Here is a 22,493-nt window from a genome sequence, read left to right as displayed (position 1 = left end):
GGCCCGCCCGCCGGCGTCGTGATCACCTCGTGGACCGGTGGCCAGGGCCGGGCGTCCCCGTCGAGCCCGCGGTCGCGGACGCGGCGCGCCGCGGTGGCCCGAGGCGGGCGTCGACGCCGGGGGAGTAGTGGACGAGCGGATCGCCGGTGGGCGCCGGCAACCCGGCCGCGGTGGTGACCGACTCCTCCAGCTCGACCAGCGTGGCGGCGTGCACCGGCCACGGCTCGTGCTCGACCGGCACCTGGACCAACCGGCCGGCCACCTCCGAGAAGGCCCGCCAGCGGCCCAGGAGAGCGGCGTCCCGTTCTGACACGTCGTCGCCCAGCGGCGCCCCGGGCCGGACCTCGATGCGATGGGATGCGGCGGGCTGGCCGACCCGCCGGCTCTCGTAGCGCACGGTGTCGCCGGCCTCGACGTTCATCTCGGCCGGGAAGTACGGGATGTCGAGGCCCAGCCGAGCGGCCACCACCATCACCGCGCTCTCCACGTCCAGTGAGAGGAACCACAGGCCGTCGGTGCCGTCGGCGTCCACGACGTAGGTCCGCAGGTTCGTCTCCGGGAACTGCGACACCACCGGCAGCGCCGGCGTCCCGGGGAGCCGGAGGCCCTCCACCCGGAACGGCGTGAGGCCCACCCACGCCGACCCGTCGACCAGGTCGGGGGTGAGGCCGTCGGGCAGCAGCCCCTGGATGACGTCGGCCGGGTAGCGCCAGTGCAGGAACGAGACGTGGCGCCAGCTCTGGTGGGCGATGGGGACCGCCACCTTCTCCTCCGGCCGGTTTCCCGCCACGGAACCTGTTGTCCCCCTGCACGGCCACGCCGACACGCCCGTCCCACGAGCCGACGCCGGGAGGACGGCGGACGACGCGGCGTCGTCAGCCCAGGGTGGGAGGCGGCCGGAACGTCCCCCGACCCGTCGGGGCCACGGTCCCCACGGGGACGATCTGCTTGCCGAACGGTGCCAGCGCCAGCCCTGCCATCTTGATGCTGGCGATGCCGAGGGGGATGCCGACGATCGTGAGGCACAACACCAGCCCGGTGACCAGATGACCGAGGGCGAGCCAGACGCCACCGAAGACGAACCAGAGGGCGTTGCCCAGGCAACCGAGTGCGACGTCGCGGTCGGGTCGATGGACGACCATGCGGCCGAACGGCCACAGGGCGTACCCGGCGAGCTTGAAGGACTGGACGCCGAACGGGATGGTGACGATCAGAATGCAGTTGACGACCCCGGCGATCGCGTAACCGAGGGCGAGCCAGATCCCGGCCAGGAAGAGCCAGAGAAGGTTGCCCACAGTCTTCACGAGGGCGTCACCTCCTCCTGTCCCGGCGGAGGACGCTACCGCGCCGTCCGAGTCGCGTCGTCACCGGAGTCCTGGGCGCGCCGAACCCCCGACTGGAGCGACGAGGCGAACGGGTGGTTCGGCTTCCGCGCCGGGGACGGCAGCCTGGCGATCGGTCCCCACAGCGACGTCAAGGGAAGGACCCCGACGGCAACTACTTCCAGCTGGCGACACCCTGGGCCGCGGAGCCGGCGTAGTTCCGCACCGCCGCGCCGGGCGCCGCAGGGAGAGAGCTCGCTCTCTGCCTCGGCGCGCCGCCCCTGATCGATCGCAGGCCGTCGCCGGGCTCGCGCGGTGCCGGCTCGGCCGCGGCCGTGCGTACGCGCCGCGGTCGTAAGCTCCTTCGTCGTGCCCATGGCGGCCAATTCCGTTCGCCGGCTCGCGGTCGGCCTCACCTCGGTGAACGAGGCGGAGTTCGTCGCCCTCGTGCACCTCGCACGGCCGCTCGTGGCGGAGGGCGCGCCTGCCGTCCTCGTCGTTCCCGCGCTCGACAGCGTCGCGACGGCGCGGCGGGTGCGAGAGCTCGTCGGCGACGACCCGTTCGTCGTGGTGGAGCCGGCCCACGAGTACCTCCGGAACGGGCACGCCCGAGCGGTCCTCGTCGGTGCCGATCCTGCGACGCGCGGGCACGGTGTCGCCGCGTCGGTCGCCTGGCTCCGCTCTCTGGCCGACGCCGGCCCGGTCATGCCGGACGGCGCATCGCCCGATCCGGCCGACGTCGTCGCCTGGTTGGGCTCCGACGTGGTCCCAAGGGGGGTCCGGGCGGACGGACGAGGCCCCTGCCCGGCTCCCCCGGCGGTGGCGGTCGGGGCGGACCGGCTGCTCGTCCGCACGACGTGGGGTGCCAGGCTGCTGGCGTTCGCCAGTGACCGGTCGCTCACACCTGACCTGGCGCTCGACGGCGTCTACGACCCACCCTTCGTGCGCTTCCTCGAGCGGCACGTGGCGGCGGGCGCCTTCGTCGTCGACGTCGGCGCCAACGTCGGCGTGTTCAGCGTGCTCCTGGCCCAGCTGGTCGGCCCGGGCGGGCACGTCATGGCGCTGGAGGCCGATTCCGAGGTGCACGGCGTCCTGCAGGAGAACCTCGACCTGAACTACGTGAGCGGTTGGTGCCAAGCCCTCGCCGTCGCCGCCTACTCGTCGCGCGCGCAGCTGGCGTTCCACCGCACGAGCAGGTTCCGCGGCAACGGCTCCCTGCGCGATCACCAGGCGCGCCCTGCCGGCGTGGTGACCGACTCGTCGTCCACCGTCGTCGTGGAGGCGGCCCCGCTGGACGAGCTGGTGCCCGCCGGGGTGGACGTGGCGCTGGTGAAGGTCGACGTCGAGGGCGCCGAGCGCCACGTGTTGGAGGGACTGGCGAGGACGATCGCCGAGGGCCGCGTGCGGACGGTGGCCATCGAGTTCGTGCGGGCGCTCTTCGGCGAGGAGTGGGAGCCGCTGGTGGGCCTGCTCGGCGAGTACCGCGACCGTCACGGCGCTTCGTTCGCCACGGTGGCGCCGGACGGCTCGCCGGTGCGGCGGTCGCTCGAGGAGGCGGTGGAGATCGGCGCCTTCCCGCAGTTGCTCGTCGAGTTCGGACCGGCTCATGGGTGAGCGTGCGGCCGCCGGGGCTTCCGTGCGGATACCCAAGGTCATCCACCGGATCTGGCTCGGCGGGCCGATGCCCCCGGTGGTGGCCCGCTACGGGAAGGCCTGGCGGGACCTCCACCCCGGGTGGCTGGTCCGTACGTGGCGCGACTGGGACCTCCCCGCCCTCACGCACCAGGAGTGGTTCGACCGGGCACCCAGTCCCGCGCAGCGCGCCGACATCGCCCGGCTGGAGCTGCTGCACCGGTACGGCGGCGTGTACGTGGACACCGACTTCGAGCCGCTGAAGCCGCTGGACGCCCTGATCGCGGGGACCAGCTGCTTCATCGCCACCGAGGACGGGCGCTGGCTGGCGACCGGGATCATGGGCGCCGTCCCGGGGCACCCGTTCGTCGCCGACCTGATCGACGGGTTGCCGCACTCGATCCAGGAAAACCAGGACGCGCCGCCCAACCAGCAGACCGGGCCGAAGTACGTGACCCGGCGGTACCAGGCGTACACCGAGGCTCACCCCGACGACCCCGTCACCGTCTTCCCCGCCGCGCTGTTCTACCCGTACCACTTCACCGAGCCGGAGCGGGCCGGAGACGTGTTCCCGGACGCGTACGCCGTCCATCACTGGAGCCACAGCTGGAAGCCGTCGGAGCAGGCGTGACGCCGTGACCGGCCTGCAGGGGTTCTCGCCCGAGGGCGACGGCCGGCCGGCGACGGCGGCGTCACCTCGTGGCCTGTCGCCCGTCGTGGACGTACTGGCGTCGCTGGTCCGCCCGGCATCCGTCGTGGACGTCGGTTCGGCCCACTCCGGCTGGTCGGGCGAGTTCGGGGCTCGGGGGGTCGACGACGTGCTCGTGGTCCGCCCGCCACGGCATCCCGCCCTGGCCGGCACCGACCGGCCCACGCTGGCCCACGACCTCCGCCGGCCGCTCGTCCTGGATCGCCGTTTCGACCTGGCCGTCGCCGTCGGGACCGGCGAGCGCCTCCCCCCCGGCGCCGCCGTCGTGCTCGCCCGGACGCTCGTCGACGCGGCCCCCGCCGTGGCCTTCGCGTCGGTGATGCCGGGCCTGGCGGCGCCGGGGACGGCGAACGCCCGATGGCCGTCGTGGTGGGACAGCGTTTTCGGCGAGCTCGGGTACGTCCCCCACGACATCGTCCGGCCGCTGCTCTGGGAGGACGGCGAGGTCGAGCTGTGGATCCGTCAGAGCGTCGTCGTCTACGCCGCTCGGGATCGGTTCCCCGAGGTCACGCTGTCGGCGCCGCGACAACGCTCCGTCGTCCACCCCGAGGCGTACCATCGGGCGCTCGGTGATGCGGAGGCCCGCCGGTCGGCCGAGTCGGCGGTCGCGACCGAGCGTGCCTTCGAGCTCGACGCCGCGTGCCGGCGGCTGGAGCAGGAGAAGGCGCTGGTCGAGCGCGACCTTCGGGAGTTGCGGGAGCGCCCGTCGGTCGACCCCCCTCTCCGGGTCGAGAACGCCCGATTGACCCGGGAGAACGCCCTCCTGGGCGCGGCGTGGGCGGCTGCCGAGCGCGACGCGGCGAACGGGCCCACGCCCGAGCAGCTGGTCGCTCTCACCCGCCGACCCATGGCTTGGTCGGCGGCTCAGTCCGTCGCCCGGCGCCTTCCGGGGCGCAGGCGCCTGCGCCGGATCGTCGGCCCGGCAGCGCTCCTGTGGGACGAGGCGTTCTACGTCTCCACGACGCCCACCGCGCTGGACGCCCCACTCGGCCCTCTCTGGCACTACCGCCGGCACGGCGCCGCCCGGCTCCGTGCACCCCACCCGTGGTTCGACCCCGAGTGGTACGCCGCCGGCAACCGCGACGTCGTCGCCCGTGGCCACGATCCGGTCGAGCACTACCTCCGCGTCGGCTGGCGTGAAGGTCGCGACCCTCATCCGCTGTTCGCCACGACGTGGTACGGGCGCGAGCACGCCGCCGCGGACGGGTGGCGGCGCAGCCCGCTCGAGCACTACCTCGAGCGGGGGAGGCGGGCGGCGCTCCCCCCGCACCCGCTGTTCGACACGGCGTGGTACCTCCAGGCCAATCCCGACGTGGTCGCGGAAGGCGCCGACGCCGTCGAGCACTTCTGCCGTCGCGGGTGGCGGGAGGGGAGGAGCCCCCATCCGCTGTTCGACCCGGGCTGGTACCTCGAACAGAACCCGGATGTGGCGCGCGCCGGCGTGAACCCGCTGGTCCACTACCTGTGGTTCGGGTGGCGGGAAGGCCGGGACCCGCACCCCCTGTTCGACACGGCGTCGTACGTGGAGGTGAACGCCGACGTCGGCACTTCGGGGCTCGACCCGCTGAGCCACTACCTCACGGTCGGGGCGGAGTCGGGTCTGTCGACGGGGCGGTTCGACACCGGCTGGTACGTCGAGAAGCACCCCGACTCCGTGGAGCACGGCCGCAACCCGCTGGTGTTCTTCGTCGGGACCGGTTCGGCGCGCGGAGATGCGCCCGGACCGCCCGGCCCCGACGGATAGGGGTCTCTGCCTCGGCCCGCCGGGCACGGCGGGCGTCCGGAGAGGCGCCTCTATGCTGTGCCGCGATGGCCCCCGTCGAAGCCGGTACCGAGCGCGCCGTCTTCGACGAGGCGTGGTACCTGCGCCGGTACCCCGACGTCGCCGCCTCGGGGTCCGACCCGCTCGGCCACTTCCTGCGCACCGGCTGGACGGGGGGCCGGTGGCCGCACCCGCTGTTCGATCCCGGCTGGTACGTCGCCCAGGTGGATGGCGTCGGCGACCCGGGGACGAACCCCCTCGTCCATTACCTCGAGACGGGGTGGGCCCAGGGCCTGTCGCCGCACCCGCTGTTCGACCCGGCCTGGTACCTCGATCGCAACCCCGACGTGGCCGAGTCCGGCGCCAACCCGCTGCTTCAGTTCCTCGAGCGGGGATGGCGGGAGGGGCGCGACCCGCACCCCCTGTTCGACGTGTCGTTCTACCTCGCCGAGTACGCCGACGTGGCGGCGTCCGACACGAACCCGCTCGTCCACTACGTGGAGGCGGGGTGGCACCAGCGCCGCAAGCCGAACGCCCTCTTCGACACGGCGTGGTACCTCGAGGTCTATCCCGATGTGGTCGCGGCCGGCGCCGAGCCACTGGCCCACTACGCGCACCAAGGGCACCACGAGGGGCGGATGCCGCACCCGCTGTTCAACCCCGCCTGGTACGCGGCCCACTGCCCCGAGTACGAAGCGGGGACCGACACCCTGACGCACTTCGTCCACACCGGTTGGGAGCGGGGCCGCTCGCCCAGCCCGCTGTTCGACACCGGGTGGTACCTGGGCGCCAACCCCGACGTCGCCGCGCTGGGCGCCAACCCCCTCCTGCACTACTTGAGCACGGGGTGGCGCGACGGCCGCAGCCCCCACCCGCTGTTCGATCCCGCCTGGTACCTGCGGGCCAACCCCGACGTCGCCGAGGCCGGCGCCGAGCCCCTGACGCATTACGCCACGAGAGGCTGGCAGGACGGGCGAGACCCGTGCCCGCTGTTCAGCGTCGACTGGTACCTGCTGAAGAACGGCGACATCGCCCAGGCGGGCATCGAGCCGTTCGCGCACTACGTCGCCCACGGCTGCCGCGAGGCACGGTCGCCGCACCCGCTCTTCGAAGCAGCCTGGTACGTGCGGCACCACCCCGGCGCCCCGCCGGAGGACTCGGGGCCGCTCACCCACTTCGTCACCCGGGGGCGCTTCGAGGGCCACGACCCTGGGCCCCTGTTCGACACCGACTGGTACGTGGGCCGCCACCCGGAGGCAGCGGCGCACCCGGGCGGGCCGATCTGCCACTTCCTCGAGGTCGGACTGGCGGCCGGTGCGGCGCCGTCGAAGAAGGCCCTCGACCTCAGCGTCCACCGCTCCCTGCGGAGGCGCTGAGCGGTGATGGTGATGGGGAAGCGACGTGTCTGCTTCGTGGTCAGCGACCTGCTCGGCCTGCTCACGAACAGCGGCATCGGGACGGCGACGTCGTACTACGCGCTCGTCCTCGCCAGCGAGGGCTACGACGTCACCCTCCTGCACACCCGGCACGCCACGCCGCTCGACGAGGCGTGGGCCGAGCGCTACCGGGCGGCAGGAGTCGCGTTGGAGGTGGCGGCGCCAATGATCGTGGCTCCCGGCCACCTGGCCCCGAGCTACCGGGTCTACGAGCACCTGAAGGATCGCCGGTTCGACACCATCGTGTTCCAGGACTGGCTGGCCCTCGGATGGGCGAGCATGCAGGCCAAGCACGTCGGCCTCGCCTTCGAGCGCACCCAGCTCGTGCACATCTGCCACGGTCCCGACGCCTGGCTGCACGAGGCCAACCTCCAGGTCGCGCTGGACGTCGAGGACAAGGCGCTGGCCCACGCCGGCCAGCGCAGCGCCGAGATGGCGGACACCATCCTCGGGCCCAGCCGCTACCTGATCGACTGGATGGCGGCAGCGGGGTGGGCCCTCCCCGACCGCCGCTTCGTCGTCCCGTACTTCACCGAAGGGCACGCGGCGGCGGCGACCACCGGCCACCCACCCCCCGACGGGCCGTCGAGGGGACGGCCGGCGCCGCTCGGGGAGATCGCCTTCTTCGGTCGCCTGGAGCGCCGCAAGGGGGTCCAGGTGTTCACCCGGGCGCTCAACGCCGTCGGTCCGTCCCTCCTGAAGGGCGTGACCCTCTCGTTCCTCGGTCGCGAGGCGACCTACACGACGCAGGACGTGCTGGGCATGCTCGACGCCGAGGTCCGCCGGGCGGTGGCGGGCGTCGACTTCCACCTCACGTACGACAACGAAGCGGCGCGCCGCCACCTCCAGCGCCCGGGGACCCTGGCCGTCATCGCTTCGCTGACCGACAACTCGCCCAACACGATCTACGAGTGCATCGAGAACGGCGTCTCCTTCCTGGCGACGGCTGCCGGCGGGACGCCGGAGCTGGTCCACCCCGACGACCGGGACCGCTGCCTGGTGATGCCCGAACCGGGGTCGATGGCGGCCGGCCTGCGGACCGTGCTCGGGGCCGGCGCCACCCCGGCGCCGGTGCGGCCGGCGTTCGACATGGCCGAGAGCCTGCGCCTGTGGGACGAGGTGCTGGCCTGGGAGCCGTCACCCGCCGTGACCGTGCGGGAGCGGCCCTTCGTGACCGCCGTGCTGTCGCACCACGACCGACCGGCCCTCGTCACGACGGCCGCGGAGGCGCTCGACGCCCAGGACTACGACGCCATGGAGATCGTCGTGGTGGACGACGGGAGCAAGCGGCCGGAGTCGCACGAGGTGCTGCGCGCCATCGCCGGCCGGTCGTGGCGCCATCCCCTGCGCGTCCTGTACCAGGAGAACCGCTATCTCGGCGCCGCTCGCAACGCCGGCGCGGCCGCGGCTAGGGGCGATCTCGTGGCGTTCGCCGACGACGACGACGTGCCGGAGCCCCGATTCGTGTCGACGCTCGTCCGGGCGGCCCAGGCCACCGGCGCCGACGCCGTCACCTGCGCGATGCGGTCGTTCACGAACCCGACGGGCGCGCCCCGGGAGAGCGACTCACGCGGGACGTGGGTCTTCGCCGGCGGGCCCCTCTACCTCGCCGCCGTGCAGAACGTCATCGGCGGGGCGCCGGCGCTCGTCCGGCGGTCGGTGCTCGATGCGGTCGGCGGGTACCACGAGCGCCACGGCGTCGGCTTCGAGGACTGGCACCTCTACGTGCGCCTGCTGTTCGCGGGCTACACGATCGCCACCGTCCCCGAGCCCCTCTACTGGTACCGGCTCCAGTCGACGAGCATGCGGTCCACCATGTCGGACTACCACAGCGCCCAGGTGATCCTGGAGGAGTTCCGCAAGGCCCTGCCCCCGGCCCTGCGGCCGCTCCCCGATCTGGCCCACGGCCAGGGCCTGGCGTGGCGGCAGCGGCTCGACGACCTCAGCGAGGAGCTGGAGCTCCGGGAAAGCCTCCTGTGGGTGGCCGAGGAACGGTACGAGCGAGCGCTGCGCGCCGCAGGGGGCGACGGCGACGACCGCCACGCTGGCCGGGCGGGTGAGCCTAACGGCCACACGCCCGCCGTCGAGGTCCGGGAGGTCGTCCGCCGCGGCCTGGTGGCCGGTCGGCGCCGGTTCCGCCGCGTGGCGGCCGGGTGGCCGCCGTCCCGCGGCGGCGCACGGTGAGCCCTCCTCCCCGACCGGGGCTACGCTCGCCGCGATGCAGCTCGAGACGGTGCGCGGGGCTGTATGGTTGCGGTCGCCCGGCGGGCGGAAGACGGCAAGGTACCTGGTGGCGTCGCTGGCGTCGGTCGTCGTCGGCCAAGCGGTGCTGGCGGTGGCGTTCGGAGGCCTCGGCTGGTCGGCTGCCGCGGCGAACCTCTTGGCCTTCGCCGTCGCGGCCGTCGCCTCGTACTACCTGAACAGGATGTGGGTGTGGGGTCGGAGCGGCCGCTCCGACATGCTTCGGGAGGTCGTGCCCTTCTGGGGGGTGGCGGCCGTCGGCCTGCTCGTGTCGTCGGTGATGGTGTCGCTGGTGGAGAGCCGGACGGCCGGCGCAGCCATCAGCCACGGCACCCGGACGGTGCTGGTGATGGCCGGCGCCTTCGCGTCGGTCGGCGTGGTTTGGTTCGTCAAGTTCCTGATCCTCAACCGCTTCGTGTTCGCCCACGACGAACCGGCGTAGACGGTGACCCCGCTGTCGACGGGGGTGGCGGTCAGCGACACCGACCACGGCATGGCCGCACGGCTCCGGCCCGAGCGGACCGCGGTCGGCGCGACCGTCCTGGCCTGGCTGCCGATGCTCGCGTGGTACGCCGCGCTCCGGCCCGGGCTCATGTCGGCAGACTCGCTGGCGGTCTGGCAGCAGGCGACGGGGGGCGGCTGGGTCGACATCCACGCGCCCGCCTACACCGCCTCGGTGTGGCTGTCGGCGCAGATCGTCGGCGGCCCCGACCTCGTGACGCTCGGCCAGTCCCTGTTCCTGGCGGCGGCGATCGTCGCCGTGTCCCGGGCGGTCGCCCGCCTCGGGGCTCCGCTCCGCCCGGTCCTGGTCGTGAGCGCCGTCGTCGCCGCCAGCCCCATGGTGGGAGCCTTCGCCGTAAGCCTGTGGAAGGACGTCCCGTACACCGCCGCGGTGCTGTTCGCGGCGGCGAGGGTGTTCGACGTGACGAGGCTCCGCATGGCCGGGGATGCCGTGGGCGGGGCGACCGTGGCGTCCCTGACGGCGTGGCTCCTGGTTGCCGCAGCCTTTCGCCAGAACGGCGTCCTGTTCGCCCTGGCCGTGCTTGCCGTACTCGGCATCGTGCTGAAGGGCGACCGACGGCGGGTGGCCGCCGCCGCCGCTGCCGTCCTGGCGTTCACCTTCGTACTGAAATCAGTGGTCTACCCGGCCATGGGCGTCGCCCGGACGCCCACCCAGGCCACCATCGGGCTCTTCCTGCACGACATCGCCGCCGTGGCGAGGACGCATCCGGCAGTGTTCGAGCGCGAGGACCGCGCCGTGCTCGCCCGCAACGCTCCCTTCGAGGTGTGGCGGGCCCGATCCGCGTCGTACGGCTGCGGCTCGGCGAACTGGCAGCACTCGCCCGACTTTGACTGGGCGAAGGTCGAGGGCCGCGCCGGCGACTACCTCGCGCTGTGGACGGAGACGCTGCGCGAGCAGCCCCGGCGGGTCCTCGCCAACCGGTTATGTGTCGGCGCGATCGCGTGGCAGCCGTGGGTGGACGGTTCGGTGTTCACGGTCAGCCGGGGGATCGACCGGAACGACCTGGGCCTGCGGACGCGTCCGCTGATCCCGGGGATCGAGCGGGCGGCGGTCGCCACCATCGACCGCATGGACGACCCGGCGGTGCAGCGACTGTTGTGGCGGGGCACGACATGGATCTACCTCAGTCTCGCCGTCCTCGCCGTGACCGTCGCTCGGCTGCGGCGGGCGTCGCTCCTACTCGCCGCCCTTCCCGCTGTCGCGCTGCAGTTCTCCGTGTTCCTCGTCAGCCCGGCGCAGGACGCCCGCTACATGTTCGCGGGAGTCCTGCTCGGCGCCATGCTGCTCCCGGCCGTTGCCCTCGGGGCGAGAAGCGACGGCTCGCGATCCGCTCCTCACCGCTCACCCGGCGAGCGTCAGGCCCGGGATGACGGAGTGCTCGCCGGTGCGCCCGGCGTGGGCGAGGGCATCGGACCGGGGTGAGCAGGCTCGGAAGTCGGCGTCCTTACCTCGCTCTGCCGGCCACTGCGACAAGGACACGGGGGCACGGTCCTTCGCGCTGGAGCGCGGATCGCCGCACGACCGACGCCGCCGCGTTAGAGTCCGCGAAGGCGAGCCAGGATGGGCACCCGGGACACCCGGCGGGGCCGGACCGTGAGCCGACCAGTTCACCGACGCAGGAGCACGCTTGACCGAGCTGACGATCCTGATGCCGTGCCTCAACGAGGCGGAGACGGTCGCCTCCTGTGTCGTCAAGGCGCGACGCTTCATCGACGAGCGCGGCATCGACGGCGAGGTCGTCGTCGCCGACAACGGGAGCATCGACGGCTCTGCCGAGATCGCCGCGTCGCACGGCGCGCGCGTCGTGATGGTGGCCGAGAAGGGGTACGGGAGCGCGCTCATCGCCGGCATCCGGGCGGCTCGCGGGCGCCATGTGATCATGGGCGACGCTGACGACAGCTACGACTTCACGAATCTCGATGCCTTCGTCGAGCGCCTCCGGGCGGGCGATGAGGTGGTAATGGGGAACCGGTTCTCGGGAGGCATCCAACGGGGCGCCATGCCGGCGCTGCACCGGTACCTCGGGAACCCGGTGCTGTCGCGGATCGGGCGGTTGTTCTTCAAGGCGCCGTGCAGGGACTTCCACTGTGGCCTGCGGGGCTTCCAACGCGAAGCCGTTCTCGCCCTGGACCTGTGCAGCCCGGGGATGGAGTTCGCCAGCGAGCTGGTGGTCAAGGCCGCCCTGCGGCGGTACACCATCAGCGAGGTGCCGATCACGCTCTTCCCCGACGGGCGGACCCGGCCCCCGCACCTGCGCAGCTGGCGTGACGGCTGGCGCCACCTGCGGTTCCTGCTTCTCTACAGCCCCCGATGGCTCTTCCTGTACCCCGGGATGCTCCTCGCCGTCGTCGGCGGCCTGCTGACCGCTGCGCTGGTGGTAACGCCGATCGAGGCCGGCGGTCTTCGGCTGGGCGTCGGCGCGCTGGTCGCGGCCTCGGTGCTCACGGTGATCGGCTACCAGGCGGTGCTGTTCGCTTGCCTCACCAAGGTCCACGCCCAGGCCGAGGGCCTGCTGCCTCCCGATCCCCGGTTCAACCGCGTGTTCCGGTACGTGCGGCTGGAGACGGGATTGGCCGCGGGTGTGGCGATGATCGCCGTGGGCGCCGCCTGTGCGGTCGTCGCCTACGTGGGTTGGCGGGACGCCCGCTGGGGCGAGATGGAGGCGGGCCGGACGGTCCGGACCGCCGTTCCCGCCGTCCTCGGAATGGTGCTCGGCAGCCAGACGGTGCTGTCCAGCTTCTTCCTCAGCATCCTGGGGCTTCGCCGCGTCGCGGGGCTCCCGCCCGACGTCGTCGCCTTCGAGGACTCGGTCGAGGCGCTCGCCGAAGCGGCGACGCCGGGCTGACCCGCCCCCGGCGGGGGCGCCCCGCCCTCGGACCGCCCACCCTCGTTACACTCCCCAGTTCCCGTGCGCATCTGCCTCGTCTACGACTGCCTCTACCCCTGGACCGTCGGCGGAGCTGAGCGGTGGTACCGGCAGCTGGCGACGGAGCTGGCGACCGCGGGCCACGACGTGACGTACCTCACCCGACGGCAGTGGCGCGACGGCGAGGCGCCCTCGATCGACGGCGTCACCGTGGTCGCCGTCAGCCCGGGCGGGTCGCTCTACGACCCCGCCGGGCGAAGGCTGCCGGTGCCGCCCCTCCGCTTCGGCGCCGGCGTCGGGGGCCACCTCGCCCGCCACCGGTCGTCCTACGACGTGGTGCACCTGTGCTCCTTCCCGTATCTCGCCCTGCCGGCGGCGCGATTGGCGCTGGCGGGGACCGCCACCCGGGTCCAGGTCGACTGGTTCGAGCTGTGGTCGAGTCGGTACTGGCTCGGATACGCCGGTCCGGTCCTCGGACGCGTGGGTGCTCTCGTGCAGCGCCTGTGCGTGCGGCTGACGCCGAAGGCGTTTGCCTTCTCCGACCTGACCGCCCGGCGGCTTCGCGCCGGCGGGTTCACCGGCGAGCTGGTGCGCCTGACGGGCCTCTACGGCGGCCCGATTGAGGGGTCGCCGTCGATCGAGCGCCCCGATCCGCCGCTGGTCGTCTACGCCGGGCGGCACACCTTCGAGAAGCAGGTCGACGCCCTCCCGCCGGCGCTCGCCGTCGCCCGCCGGCACCTGCCGGGACTCCGGGCGATCATCCTCGGCGACGGGCCGCTTCGGGCGTCCGTGATGTCGTCGATCACCGAGCTCGGTCTGGGCGAGGCCGTGGAGGCGCCCGGGTTCGTCCCCTCCGAGGACGTCGCCGCCGCCATGAAGGCCGCGACGTGCCTTGTCGTGCCGTCGATGCGCGAGGGGTACGGGTTGGTCGTGGTCGAGGCGGCATCCTGGGCCACCCCGGTCGTGGTCGTCGCCGGCGAAGACAACGCGGCGGTGGAGCTCGTCGAGGAGGGGGTGAACGGCTTCGTCGTCCCCGACCGGTCGCCGGAGTCCATCGCCCGGGGGATCCTCGCCGTGCACGAGGGCGGTCCCGAGCTGCGGTCGAGGTGCGCCTCGTGGTTCCGCCGGCGCGCCGCCGAGCTGGCGTCGTCCGCCTCGGTCCGCAGGATCGTCGACGAGGTCGGTGCCGCCGCGCCGGACAGCTGATCCCGGTGGTACTTCTCCCGGCGCGTGAGCACGGCCAACGAGTGGCGCCCGGCGTGGATGGGCGACCTGATGTCGAGGCGGGGACGGAGACGCTGGACGTCGAGGGCCAAGCGGCGGCTGGTGGTGGCGTGGTGCGCACCCACGACCGGCCTCGGCCGTTCCGCCCGGGGTGGCGGTACAACCGCTCGGCGGCCAACCGTCCACCGATAGAGGCAGCGGTAGACGAGGCGATATCCGCACGGCGAACGACGAGCGCACTGACGTGGTCGCGGTCGCGGTCTGACGCCGACCGTCGCCGCCTGTACCTACAATGGCGGATCTTGGTCGGAGCCACCCGGGTGCGGCAGTGAAGACGCACTTCAACCTGTCGCCTGCAGAGTACGAAGCCACTCGCGTCGGGCACCTCCACGACCGACGGCGACACCTCGTCGATGACGCGTTGTCGCTCCGTCCCGAGCCGCCGCACGACGTGCTGGAGCTGGGCTGCGGGGCGGGCACGCTCCTCGCTCAGTTGGCCGCGCACCACCCCGACACCCAGTTCCACGGCGTCGACGTCGACGACCGGATGGTGGCCTACGCCAGTGACCACTACGCCGGCCCCAACATCAGCTTCACTCACGGCGCGGTCGGCGCTCTTCCCGACGGCGACACCTTCGATTTGGTCTACAGCATCGACGTCATCCATCACTTCCACCGCCACCTCGAAGAGTTCCGGGCGGTCCGTGGCGTGCTCCGCCACGGTGGCCTGTGGCTCGCCGTCGAGCCGAACATCTGGCATCCGTACGTGACGTTGCAGCAGGAGCGCATGCGCCGCGCCGGCCACGACGAGGACCACCTACGCCCCTGGGCGATCGAGCCGCTGTTCAACCAGGCGGGCCTCGCTGTCGTGTCCCGCAGCTACCTCCACCTGCTGCCGGCTACGACCCGGCGGATCCCGCGGTGGTTGGCCAGCGCCGAACGCCGGCTGGAGCGCGTCAAGTGCCTGGGCGGCAGCGTCGTCTACAGACTCCAACCCAGGTAGACCTCAACGGGTCCGCCTCTCGCCGAATCTCCCATCGGCCGCCGAGCGAGACGACGCCGAGCGTCTCGCGCCGGCGTCCTGGGCTCGACGCGGGGGCGCAGGACGTCCCCGCCATGCCAGGTACCGGTCGACGAGGCGTCGTCGAACTTCGCCCCGAGTCGATTCGACGGCGCGGAGATCTCTTGCGTCGTGCCCAGCCGAACGACGTCGCCCGTCGCCATCTCGACGCTCGAGCACGGTGGCGTTCGACGAGGAGGAGAGGGGCCCCGGCCCGCTCCGCGGGCTCGAAGGCATGCGCCGGGCTGTGCGGCCGGGGGCAGGCTGTTGGTGACGGTTCCGATCGGCTACGGGCCCGGCCTCGACGCCTATGTCCGGAGTGGCTCGAGCGCCGTTGCGGCGGCACCTCTTCGGTCGGTGGGCGCGGCCCACGACTGGCGCGAGGTCGATCTCGACGAGGACCTGGCGTGCCCTTACGGTTCCGTCTACCGCAATGCCAATGCGGTTCTCGTCGGCGTGGACGCCGGCGCCGACGCCCGGCGCGACTTCCGCGTCCGGGGTTTCGACCCCGACGGCGCCCGACGCCTAACCTGACCCGGTGCCCGGAGGCTCGCCGTGACCACGATCGCCGAGTACACGGCCTCCCGGGAGCTGATGGCCAACCTCACGCTTCGTGAGCTGCGGTCCAAGTACAAGCGGTCGCTGCTGGGGTGGGCGTGGTCGCTGCTCAACCCGATCGCCACCATGCTGATCTACACGCTGGTCTTCGGGTACATCCTGAAGGTCACGCCACCGCGGGGCGACCCCAGCGGGATCAAGTACTTCGCCCTGTTCCTGTTGTGCGGTCTCCTGCCGTGGAACTACCTCACCTCGGGGGTGGGCGGGGGCATCGGCAGCCTCATCGCCAACGCCAACCTGATCAAGAAGACGTACTTCCCGCGCGACCTCCTCGTCGCCTCGACCGTGGCGTCGTCGCTGGTGGCACACCTGATCGAGATGGCGCTGCTGTGCGCCGTCTTCCTCGTGTTCGGCAACATGGTGCTGCCGTACCTGACGGTGACCGTCCTGCTCATCGTCGTGCTGACGCTTTTCGTCACCGGGCTCGGCCTCGCGTTCAGCATCGTCAACGCCTACTTCCGCGACGTCGAGCACCTGGTGGGCATCTTGTTCCAGGTCTGGTTCTACCTGAACCCGATCGTCTACCCGCTCACGCTCGTGCCCGAGCGAATGAACATCCTCGGGGTGGAGGTCCCGGCGCGTGCCCTCTACCAGCTGAACCCCATGGTCGGCTTCGTGGAGTCCTTCCGCGACCTCCTCTACCACCTGCGGATGCCGCCGGCGGGACAGCTCGCCTACCTGCTGGTCGTGTCCGTTGCCGTCTTCGCCTTCGGGCTCACCCTGTTCAACCGGCTCGAGGGAAGGCTGGCGGAGGAGCTGTGACGCTCGCCGTCTCCGCCGAGGACGTCTCGAAGCGCTTCCGGCTCTACCACGAGCGGAACCAGTCGCTGAAGGCGACGCTCATGCGCAAGCGCCGGGCCGTGGTCGAGGAGTTCTGGGCCCTGAAGGACGTGTCCGTCGAGGTGCCGGAGGGGTCGACTTTCGGCCTCATCGGCGAGAACGGGTCGGGCAAGAGCACGCTGATGAAGTGCATGGCGAAGATCCTGCGCCCCGACAAGGGAAGCGTGACCGTGAACGGCAAGGTCTCGGCCCTGCTCGAGCTGGGCGCCGGGTTCCACCCCGAGCTGTCGGGGCGGGAGAACGTGTTCCTCAACGGCTCGATCCTGGGAATCAGCCAGAGGGAGCTGAGCCGGCGCTTCGACGACATCGTCGACTACGCGGGCCTGGGCCACTTCATCGACCAGCCGGTCAAGAACTACTCGTCCGGCATGTACGTCCGCCTCGGGTTCTCGGTCGCCATCAACGTCGACCCGGACGTGCTGCTGGTCGACGAGGTCCTCGCCGTGGGTGACGAGGCCTTCCAGCGCAAGTGCGGCGAGAAGTTCGCGGAACTGCGCAACCAGGGCAAGACCATCGTGCTCGTGTCGCACAGCATGACGTCGGTCCACAACCTGTGCGACAAGGTGGCGTGGCTCGACCATGGGCAGGTCAAGATGCTGGACTCGGCCCGTCGAGTCGTGGACGAGTACACCGGCGCCGTCCAAGTGGACCGCAAGGCCGACGGCGACGGCAGCCGCTGGGGTTCGGGCGAGGGCCGGATCGAGGCCGTCGAGCTGCTCGGCCCCGACGGCCACCCCTCGACGATGACCCGCACCGGCGACCGGGTGACCATCCGCCTCCACTACGAGCTGGACGAGCCCATCGACGAGCCCGTCTTCGGGATCATGATCCAGACCATCGACGGCACCCACGTCACCGGTCCCAATTCGCGCGACGTCGGCTGGTCCCTCGGGCGCCTCGACGGTCGAGGGCACGTCGACCTCTGCATCGACCGGTTCCTGCTCGTGGCGGGCACCTACGACCTGTCGGCGGCGCTGTACGACCACACCGTCCAGCACCCCTACGACGTGCGCCGCCACGTGCTGCGCTTCGACGTCGAGGCGGGCGAGCCCCGAGAGACCCTCGGCATCGTGTCGCTGGGCGGCCGGTGGGAGATCGACGCCAAGGCACGCTCGGTCTGACGGCGCCTCGGCGCCGGCGGTCAGCCCCGGATGCGGAACGGGTAGAGGCGCTCGAAGTTCGGGTTGTAGAAGGGGTCGAGGCACTTGTGGGTCACCCAGTGCGCCTCGAACTCGTCGTCGTCGTCCACGTGGGCGTGGATGCCGCGGGTGCCGCCCTCGACGTGGAACAGTTCGGCGTACGGGGTGTACACCACGTCGTAACCGGCCTGGCGGGCGCGGAGGCACAGGTCGACGTCGTTGAAGGCGACGCGCAGGCGCTCGTCGAGCCCGCCCAGCTCCCAGAACACCGACGGCCGCATCATCAGGCACGCTCCCGTGACGGCCGAGCAGTTGCGGACGATGTCGCCCATCCCCCAGAACCCACGGTGGTCGACGTTCCCGGCGTGGCCGCCCTTGTAGCCGACGATGGTGCCTTCGTGCTGCGGGTGCCCGTTCGGGTACAGCAGCCGCGGCGCCACGATCCCGACCTCGGGCCGCTGGGCGTGCTCGGCGAGCGACTCGAGCCAGTCCGGGGTGCGCACCTTGGTGTCGTTGTTCAAGAACACCAGGAGGTCGCCGGCGGCATGGGACGCGGCGAGGTTCATCAGCCGCGAGTAGTTGAACGGGAACGGGTAGCGGAGAACCCGGCCCGGGAAGGCTGCGAGGTAGCCCAGCGTCTCGGGGTCCGCGCTCTGGTTGTCGACGGCCAGGAGCTCGAAGTTGGTGTACGTGGAGCGCTCCAGGACGCTCTCGACGCAGCCCCGCAGGTGGTCCACCCGGTCGCGCGTCGGGATGATGATCGACACCTTCGGCCGGCCCCGCAGCGCGTAGCGGACCCGGTACGTCGTGGGAAGGAGCCCGTCGACGACCTCGCCGGGCGTCCCCCGCCGCTCCACGGCGTCGGCGAGGGCGCGGCGGGCGGCGTCCAGCGCCCATGGCTTGGCGTCGGCCACGGCGGCGGTCGAGCCCGAGACCTTCCGCCACGTGTAGAGCGGCTCGGCCAGGTGGGCGATCTCGGTCGTCGCCTCGACCGCCCGCAGGACCAGGTCGTAGTCCTGGCTCCCGTCGTAGCCGGCGCGGAATCCGCCCAGCTTCTCGAGGAGGCGCCGGCGCAGGACGAGGAAGTGGCAGACGTAGTTGCGGGACATCAGGTGGTCGGGTGACCAGTCCGGCTTGAAGAAGGGGTCGACCAGGCGGCCGTCGGGCTCGCGTTTGTCCTCGTCGGTGTAGATCAGGTCGAGCGTCGGGCGGTCGTCGAGGGCGAGGGCGATCTCGCCGAGCGCGTGAGGCTTCAGCTCGTCGTCGTGGTCGAGCAGGCCGACGAACTCGCCGGTGGCGAGCGACAGAGCGGCGTTGGACGCGGCGGCGATGCCCTGCCGGCCCGGGAGCCGGGTGACGCGGACCCGCGGGTCCTCGGCCGCGTGCCTCTCGAGCACCGCGAGCGTCGCCGCTCTCGTCGTCCCGTCGTCGCCGATGCACAGCTCCCAGTGCTCGTACACCTGGGACCGCACGGACGCGATGGCGTCGTCGAGCCACGACGGGTCGGTCTCGAACACCGGCATGACGACGCTGATCGTCGGCCTTCGGACCAGGCCGTCGAGGCGCTCGGCCAGCCGGCCGAGCCGCTTCGACGTCGGGCCGTAGCGCGCGCACCATCGCCGGTACTGGTCGTCGACGGGGACGGCCGTCCAGTCGCTCTGGTGGCCGGGCGCCGGCAGCTCCGGCACGCTGCCGTCCTCGGCCGGCGGTGCGCCGCTCCAGGCGGACCCGGCGATCGGGACGCGGCGAGGCCGGAGCGGTCGCTCGTCCGCCCTCCCGGCGGCCCCCACCGGCTCGGCCAGCGGGGTGCCGGCCCGAGGCGCGATCCCGGCGTCGGCGGCCGCCCGGAGCAGCCGCAGCCGGGCGTCCGCCGGCGAGCGGGGCCCGGCGGCCAGCCGGGCCAGCGCCTCGTGCGCGTCCCGCCACCGGGGAGCGAGGCGGTGCATCTCCTCGGCGGCGAGCGCCAAGGAGGGAGGGTCGTCGCCGACGACGATCCCGGTCACGCCGCCGAGGTCCTGGTCTCGGCGCGCGGCGGACGACGTCACCAGCGGCGTGGCGGTGTCGAGCGCGAGGGCGACGGCCTCGCGGCTCCCGGCGCCCCGCGGGTAGTAGGCGAGGCAGACACGCGACCGGCGGAACCACCGGGCCGGGTCCGGGGAGGCGGGCACCAGCTCGACGTTCGGCCCCGCCAGCAACTGGAGGGCGGGCGACGGCTCGTCGGTGACGATGCGCAGCACGGCGGCCGGGTGGCGGGCGACCAGCTCGGGGAGGATGTGCGTGGCAGCGAACCGGGCCGCGTCCTCATGACCGGCGACCACGTCGGCGCCGGGCGAGGCCAGCACGACATAGCCCGCGCGCTCCTCGAACCGGAGGTGCCCTGCTGCGCCCGCGGCCGCGCTGCGCACCACGGCGCTGCGCAGGTGGGGAGCGGTGCCCACGAGCCACCGGCGGTCCCGCGACGTGGCGCACCAGGCGGCGTCGGCCTCCCGGGCCATGCGCGCCAGCTGGCCCCGGAGGGCTTCGGCGACGACGTCGCGTTCCTCGGCCGTCTCCGCGGCCTCCGCGGCCTCGGCTCCGGCGATCGCCGGCGGGCCCGCCGAGGCCACGTCCTCGAAGTCGAGGGACGGGAGGGCGAGGATGCGCTGGGCCTGGGGCTGCGTGCTCCGCAGGCTCGCCTCGAGGCGCCGGTGCCCGGCGAGGTCGGTGACGACGACGTGCGAGTACCGCAGGGCCCGGCGGGCCAGCCAGGCGTCCCAGTCCTCGGGAGCGGTGACCACCTCGACGCCCCGGCGCAGCAGTGCCGGGGCGTCCTGCCCCGCCCGGCGGCCGTCGAGGGCGACGACGGTGACGCCGCCGTCCGGTACCAGCACCGACAGGTCGCACACGAGCTGGGCGGCCCGTCGCTCGGCGTACGCTCCGTCGGCGGAGGGAACGGCCCGGGTCACGACGAGCACCGCGTCCCCCGGTGTCGCTTCGTCGGGCCCCGCCTCGCTCCCGGAGGTGGCGGTGTCGTCCACGACGCACGACGCCGGCTCGTACCGGCAGGAGAGCCCGGCGTCGGCGAGGCGGCCGCAGAGCTCGGCGCCGGCGGCGAGCAGTCCCCGGACGGCGGGTTCGAACCCGCCGGCGGCGGTGAACCCGGACCGCCGCACGCACAGGCACGCCGCCGAGCCCGCCTGCGTCCGGCGCGGCAGCGCCTGCTCGGCGGGCGCCGGCCGGGCGGCTGCGTCCGCCGACGGCGCCACCCGCGGGACGGCGCATCCCACGCCGTCCGCGGCGACGGCCTCCAGGAGGGGAGCGAGCCATCCCGTCGGCAGCCCGGCGCCGGCGGCGACGAAGCACAGGGCGCGCCCGGTGGCGAAGGACGCGCCACGGTCGGCGGCGGTCCCGAAGGGAACGGGCTCGGCCAGGCGGACCAGCCGGGCCCCGGGACGGTCGAGCCCGGCGGCGGCGCGGCCGTTCGCCACGACGATCACCTCCGCCACGCCGGGCGACCGGAGGGCGGCGTCCACCGTGGTCGCCGGGTCGCGATCGCCGGGGCCGACGACGACGACGACGGAGGCGTCGCGCCCGTCGCCCGCCGCGCCCGTGCTCACAAGCGGCTGCCTCGCAGCCGGGCGTAGACGGCGCGCGCCGGCCGCAGGACACGCAGCACCCGGACGTTCCGCAGCGCCTCCAGCTCGGCGCGGGCGCGCGCCAGCTCGGCGGCGCACTCGCCGTGGCGGGCCGCTTCCTGGATGAGCCGGATCTCGAGCTCGTTGCGCTCGTTGCGCAGGCGCACCGACCGTGCCCGCAAGGCGGCCATCTCGCCGTCGTGTCGCCCGACGTGGTCGGCGACGGCCAGCCGTTCGGCCGCCAGCCGCTCGCGCATCCGCTGGTGGGCCTGGGCCAGCGCCCCGACGTACTCGGCGGTCGTGAGCGCCCGGCTGGTGTCGCTCGGCCTCGGGCGGGCGGCGGCGCTGGCCCCGACGACGGCGGCGACGCGGTCGAACTGGGTGTCCAGCTCGGCCTGGACGGCCCGCACGTCCGTCACGCCGTCGACCGACTCCAGGCCGCGGGCGACGTCGGCGGGCGCGCCGGCCGCGCCCACGTCGAGACGGGGCACCCCGTAGGCGCGGGCCAGGGTCGCGGCGAACGGCGATGTGGCGGCGACGCCGGCCGCGTGGGCGATGACGGCCACGATGTCGTCGACGGTGGCGTCCCCGGGCACGCGGTGCACCGGCGCGGTCAGGGACGAGGCGATGGCGTCGGCCACCGCCGCCGAGTCGCCGCCGGCCGATGTGGTCATCAACACCACGGCGGCGGCGTCGGCGGACGCTGCCGCGTCGACCTCCCTCGCCACTTCGGCGACGTGCGGCGCCAGCGCACCGTCCACGTCCACCACCAAGCCCGACCCGGTCGGCGGGAGCCAGCCCATCATGCGGACGTAGTGGAGTCGCCGGGCCAGCGCCGGCGCAGGCATCAAGCGGGGGACGAGGAGCAGCGGGTCCGGAATCCTCCCCGCCACCGGGCCGTGTGCTGCCGTCGACGCCTCGGCGGAGCGCCGTCCGGCGCCGGCGCCCTGCGGCGGGCCGTCGCCGTCCCGTACGCCGCTCCACGCCACCGGGCACTCGGCGGCCCGGGCCGCCGAAGCGCCGGCGCCCTCCGCGTCGCCCGCGACCACGACGCAATCGAGCCCGGCCGGCAGCCCGGCGGCGCCGAGGACCTCGACGGTCAGGCCGCCGTCGTGGGGACCGGGCCCGGCCGTCGGGCCGGCCGCCAGGATGCGCCACGTGGCCCCGGCGACGCGGCGGGCGAGCTCGGCGTGGGTCACCCGCACGGTGAGGGCGGTCCGGAGGTCGTCGGGGCCCCAGTCGGCCACCAGGCCCACGGTCGCCGCCGAACGCTCCGCCGCCGGCTCGGCGGCGGGCGGCGGGGCGGCGATGACCTCGCCGCTGTCCTCCGCCACCGCCCGCACGACGAACTGGTAGGTGGTCGACCCGGGGTCGCCCTCGACGGCGTCGACGACGCCCTCGTCGAACTCCTCCCGGCGGACGTCGATGTCGGTGTCGAACACCCCGGCCGTCGTGCGGCGCACGTCCACCGGGACCAGGCCGGCCTCCCGGAAGGTCTCGTACACCG

Annotated in this window: 17 protein-coding genes; 13 read left to right on the top strand and 4 right to left on the bottom strand. The window is 73.3% G+C overall.

All coding sequences use genetic code 11. From position 1 onward, the window contains the following. Window positions 1-22: 22 nt before the first annotated feature. Window positions 23-790: a DUF2071 domain-containing protein gene (locus VM242_11370; GenBank protein HVM05762.1), complete on the bottom strand. Its 768-nt coding sequence runs from the start codon at window positions 788-790 to the stop codon at window positions 23-25. A gap of 85 nt (window positions 791-875) precedes the next feature. Beyond that, window positions 876-1,304 carry a YccF domain-containing protein gene (locus VM242_11365; GenBank protein ID HVM05761.1) on the bottom strand — a complete coding sequence of 143 codons (429 nt, stop codon included), beginning with the start codon at window positions 1,302-1,304 and terminating at the stop codon, window positions 876-878. Window positions 1,305-1,697: 393 nt separating this feature from the next. On the opposite strand from VM242_11365, the gene VM242_11360 reads away from it, so the two are divergent. The 13 genes from VM242_11360 to VM242_11300 all read left to right on the top strand — a co-directional run bounded on the left by VM242_11360 (window position 1,698) and on the right by VM242_11300 (window position 17,354). Beyond that, window positions 1,698-2,936, top strand: coding sequence for an FkbM family methyltransferase (locus VM242_11360; GenBank protein HVM05760.1), 1,239 nt, complete (start codon window positions 1,698-1,700; stop codon window positions 2,934-2,936). After that, window positions 2,929-3,585, top strand: a complete 657-nt coding sequence (locus tag VM242_11355) for a glycosyltransferase (protein HVM05759.1) — start codon at window positions 2,929-2,931, stop codon at window positions 3,583-3,585. The genes VM242_11360 and VM242_11355 overlap by 8 nt, the downstream gene beginning before the upstream one ends. 4 nt (window positions 3,586-3,589) lie before the next feature. Further along, on the top strand, window positions 3,590-5,407 hold the full coding sequence (locus VM242_11350; GenBank protein ID HVM05758.1) for a hypothetical protein: 1,818 nt from the start codon (window positions 3,590-3,592) through the stop codon (window positions 5,405-5,407). Window positions 5,408-5,472: 65 nt separating this feature from the next. Beyond that, on the top strand, window positions 5,473-6,801 hold the full coding sequence (locus tag VM242_11345; GenBank protein HVM05757.1) for a hypothetical protein: 1,329 nt from the start codon (window positions 5,473-5,475) through the stop codon (window positions 6,799-6,801). A 12-nt stretch (window positions 6,802-6,813) separates the two neighbouring features. After that, complete coding sequence (locus tag VM242_11340) at window positions 6,814-9,045, top strand: glycosyltransferase (protein ID HVM05756.1); 2,232 nt, start codon at window positions 6,814-6,816, stop codon at window positions 9,043-9,045. A 34-nt stretch (window positions 9,046-9,079) separates the two neighbouring features. Next, the gene (locus VM242_11335) at window positions 9,080-9,544 is read left to right on the top strand and encodes a GtrA family protein (protein HVM05755.1); all 465 of its coding nucleotides are present in this window, start codon (window positions 9,080-9,082) and stop codon (window positions 9,542-9,544) included. Between the two features lie 3 nt (window positions 9,545-9,547). Continuing rightward, window positions 9,548-11,047, top strand: a complete 1,500-nt coding sequence (locus tag VM242_11330; GenBank protein HVM05754.1) for a DUF6020 family protein — start codon at window positions 9,548-9,550, stop codon at window positions 11,045-11,047. A gap of 205 nt (window positions 11,048-11,252) precedes the next feature. Next, the gene (locus VM242_11325) at window positions 11,253-12,470 is read left to right on the top strand and encodes a glycosyltransferase family 2 protein (GenBank protein ID HVM05753.1); all 1,218 of its coding nucleotides are present in this window, start codon (window positions 11,253-11,255) and stop codon (window positions 12,468-12,470) included. Window positions 12,471-12,533: 63 nt separating this feature from the next. Next, window positions 12,534-13,697: a glycosyltransferase family 4 protein gene (locus tag VM242_11320; protein HVM05752.1), complete on the top strand. Its 1,164-nt coding sequence runs from the start codon at window positions 12,534-12,536 to the stop codon at window positions 13,695-13,697. 310 nt (window positions 13,698-14,007) lie between these two features. Then, complete coding sequence (locus VM242_11315) at window positions 14,008-14,718, top strand: methyltransferase domain-containing protein (protein ID HVM05751.1); 711 nt, start codon at window positions 14,008-14,010, stop codon at window positions 14,716-14,718. Between the two features lie 327 nt (window positions 14,719-15,045). After that, window positions 15,046-15,309 carry a hypothetical protein gene (locus VM242_11310; protein HVM05750.1) on the top strand — a complete coding sequence of 88 codons (264 nt, stop codon included), beginning with the start codon at window positions 15,046-15,048 and terminating at the stop codon, window positions 15,307-15,309. Window positions 15,310-15,330: 21 nt separating this feature from the next. Then, window positions 15,331-16,155, top strand: coding sequence for an ABC transporter permease (locus tag VM242_11305; protein ID HVM05749.1), 825 nt, complete (start codon window positions 15,331-15,333; stop codon window positions 16,153-16,155). After that, the gene (locus VM242_11300) at window positions 16,152-17,354 is read left to right on the top strand and encodes an ABC transporter ATP-binding protein (protein ID HVM05748.1); all 1,203 of its coding nucleotides are present in this window, start codon (window positions 16,152-16,154) and stop codon (window positions 17,352-17,354) included. Before VM242_11305 ends, VM242_11300 begins: the two co-directional genes overlap by 4 nt. Before the next feature lie 20 nt (window positions 17,355-17,374). Here VM242_11300 and VM242_11295 read toward each other — a convergent pair whose 3' ends face one another. Together VM242_11295 and VM242_11290 are read right to left on the bottom strand one after the other, a co-directional pair. Further along, complete coding sequence (locus VM242_11295) at window positions 17,375-20,968, bottom strand: glycosyltransferase (GenBank protein HVM05747.1); 3,594 nt, start codon at window positions 20,966-20,968, stop codon at window positions 17,375-17,377. After that, on the bottom strand, window positions 20,965-22,493 hold a 1,529-nt coding region (locus VM242_11290), incomplete at its 5' end, for a hypothetical protein (GenBank protein HVM05746.1). The genes VM242_11295 and VM242_11290, both read right to left, overlap by 4 nt.

The organism is Acidimicrobiales bacterium (genome assembly GCA_035540975.1).
Classification (GTDB): domain Bacteria; phylum Actinomycetota; class Acidimicrobiia; order Acidimicrobiales.
Note: the sequence above shows the minus strand (reverse complement) of the source record. Positions and strands in the feature narration are given on the sequence as shown.

Coding starts and splice junctions, on each gene's coding strand:
- VM242_11360 (HVM05760.1), top strand. CDS start 1,698: ATGGCGGCCAATTCCGTTCGCCGGCTCGCGGTCGGCCTCACCTCGGTG.
- VM242_11315 (HVM05751.1), top strand. CDS start 14,008: ATGGCGGATCTTGGTCGGAGCCACCCGGGTGCGGCAGTGAAGACGCAC.
- VM242_11355 (HVM05759.1), top strand. CDS start 2,929: ATGGGTGAGCGTGCGGCCGCCGGGGCTTCCGTGCGGATACCCAAGGTC.
- VM242_11340 (HVM05756.1), top strand. CDS start 6,814: ATGGGGAAGCGACGTGTCTGCTTCGTGGTCAGCGACCTGCTCGGCCTG.
- VM242_11345 (HVM05757.1), top strand. CDS start 5,473: ATGGCCCCCGTCGAAGCCGGTACCGAGCGCGCCGTCTTCGACGAGGCG.
- VM242_11335 (HVM05755.1), top strand. CDS start 9,080: ATGCAGCTCGAGACGGTGCGCGGGGCTGTATGGTTGCGGTCGCCCGGC.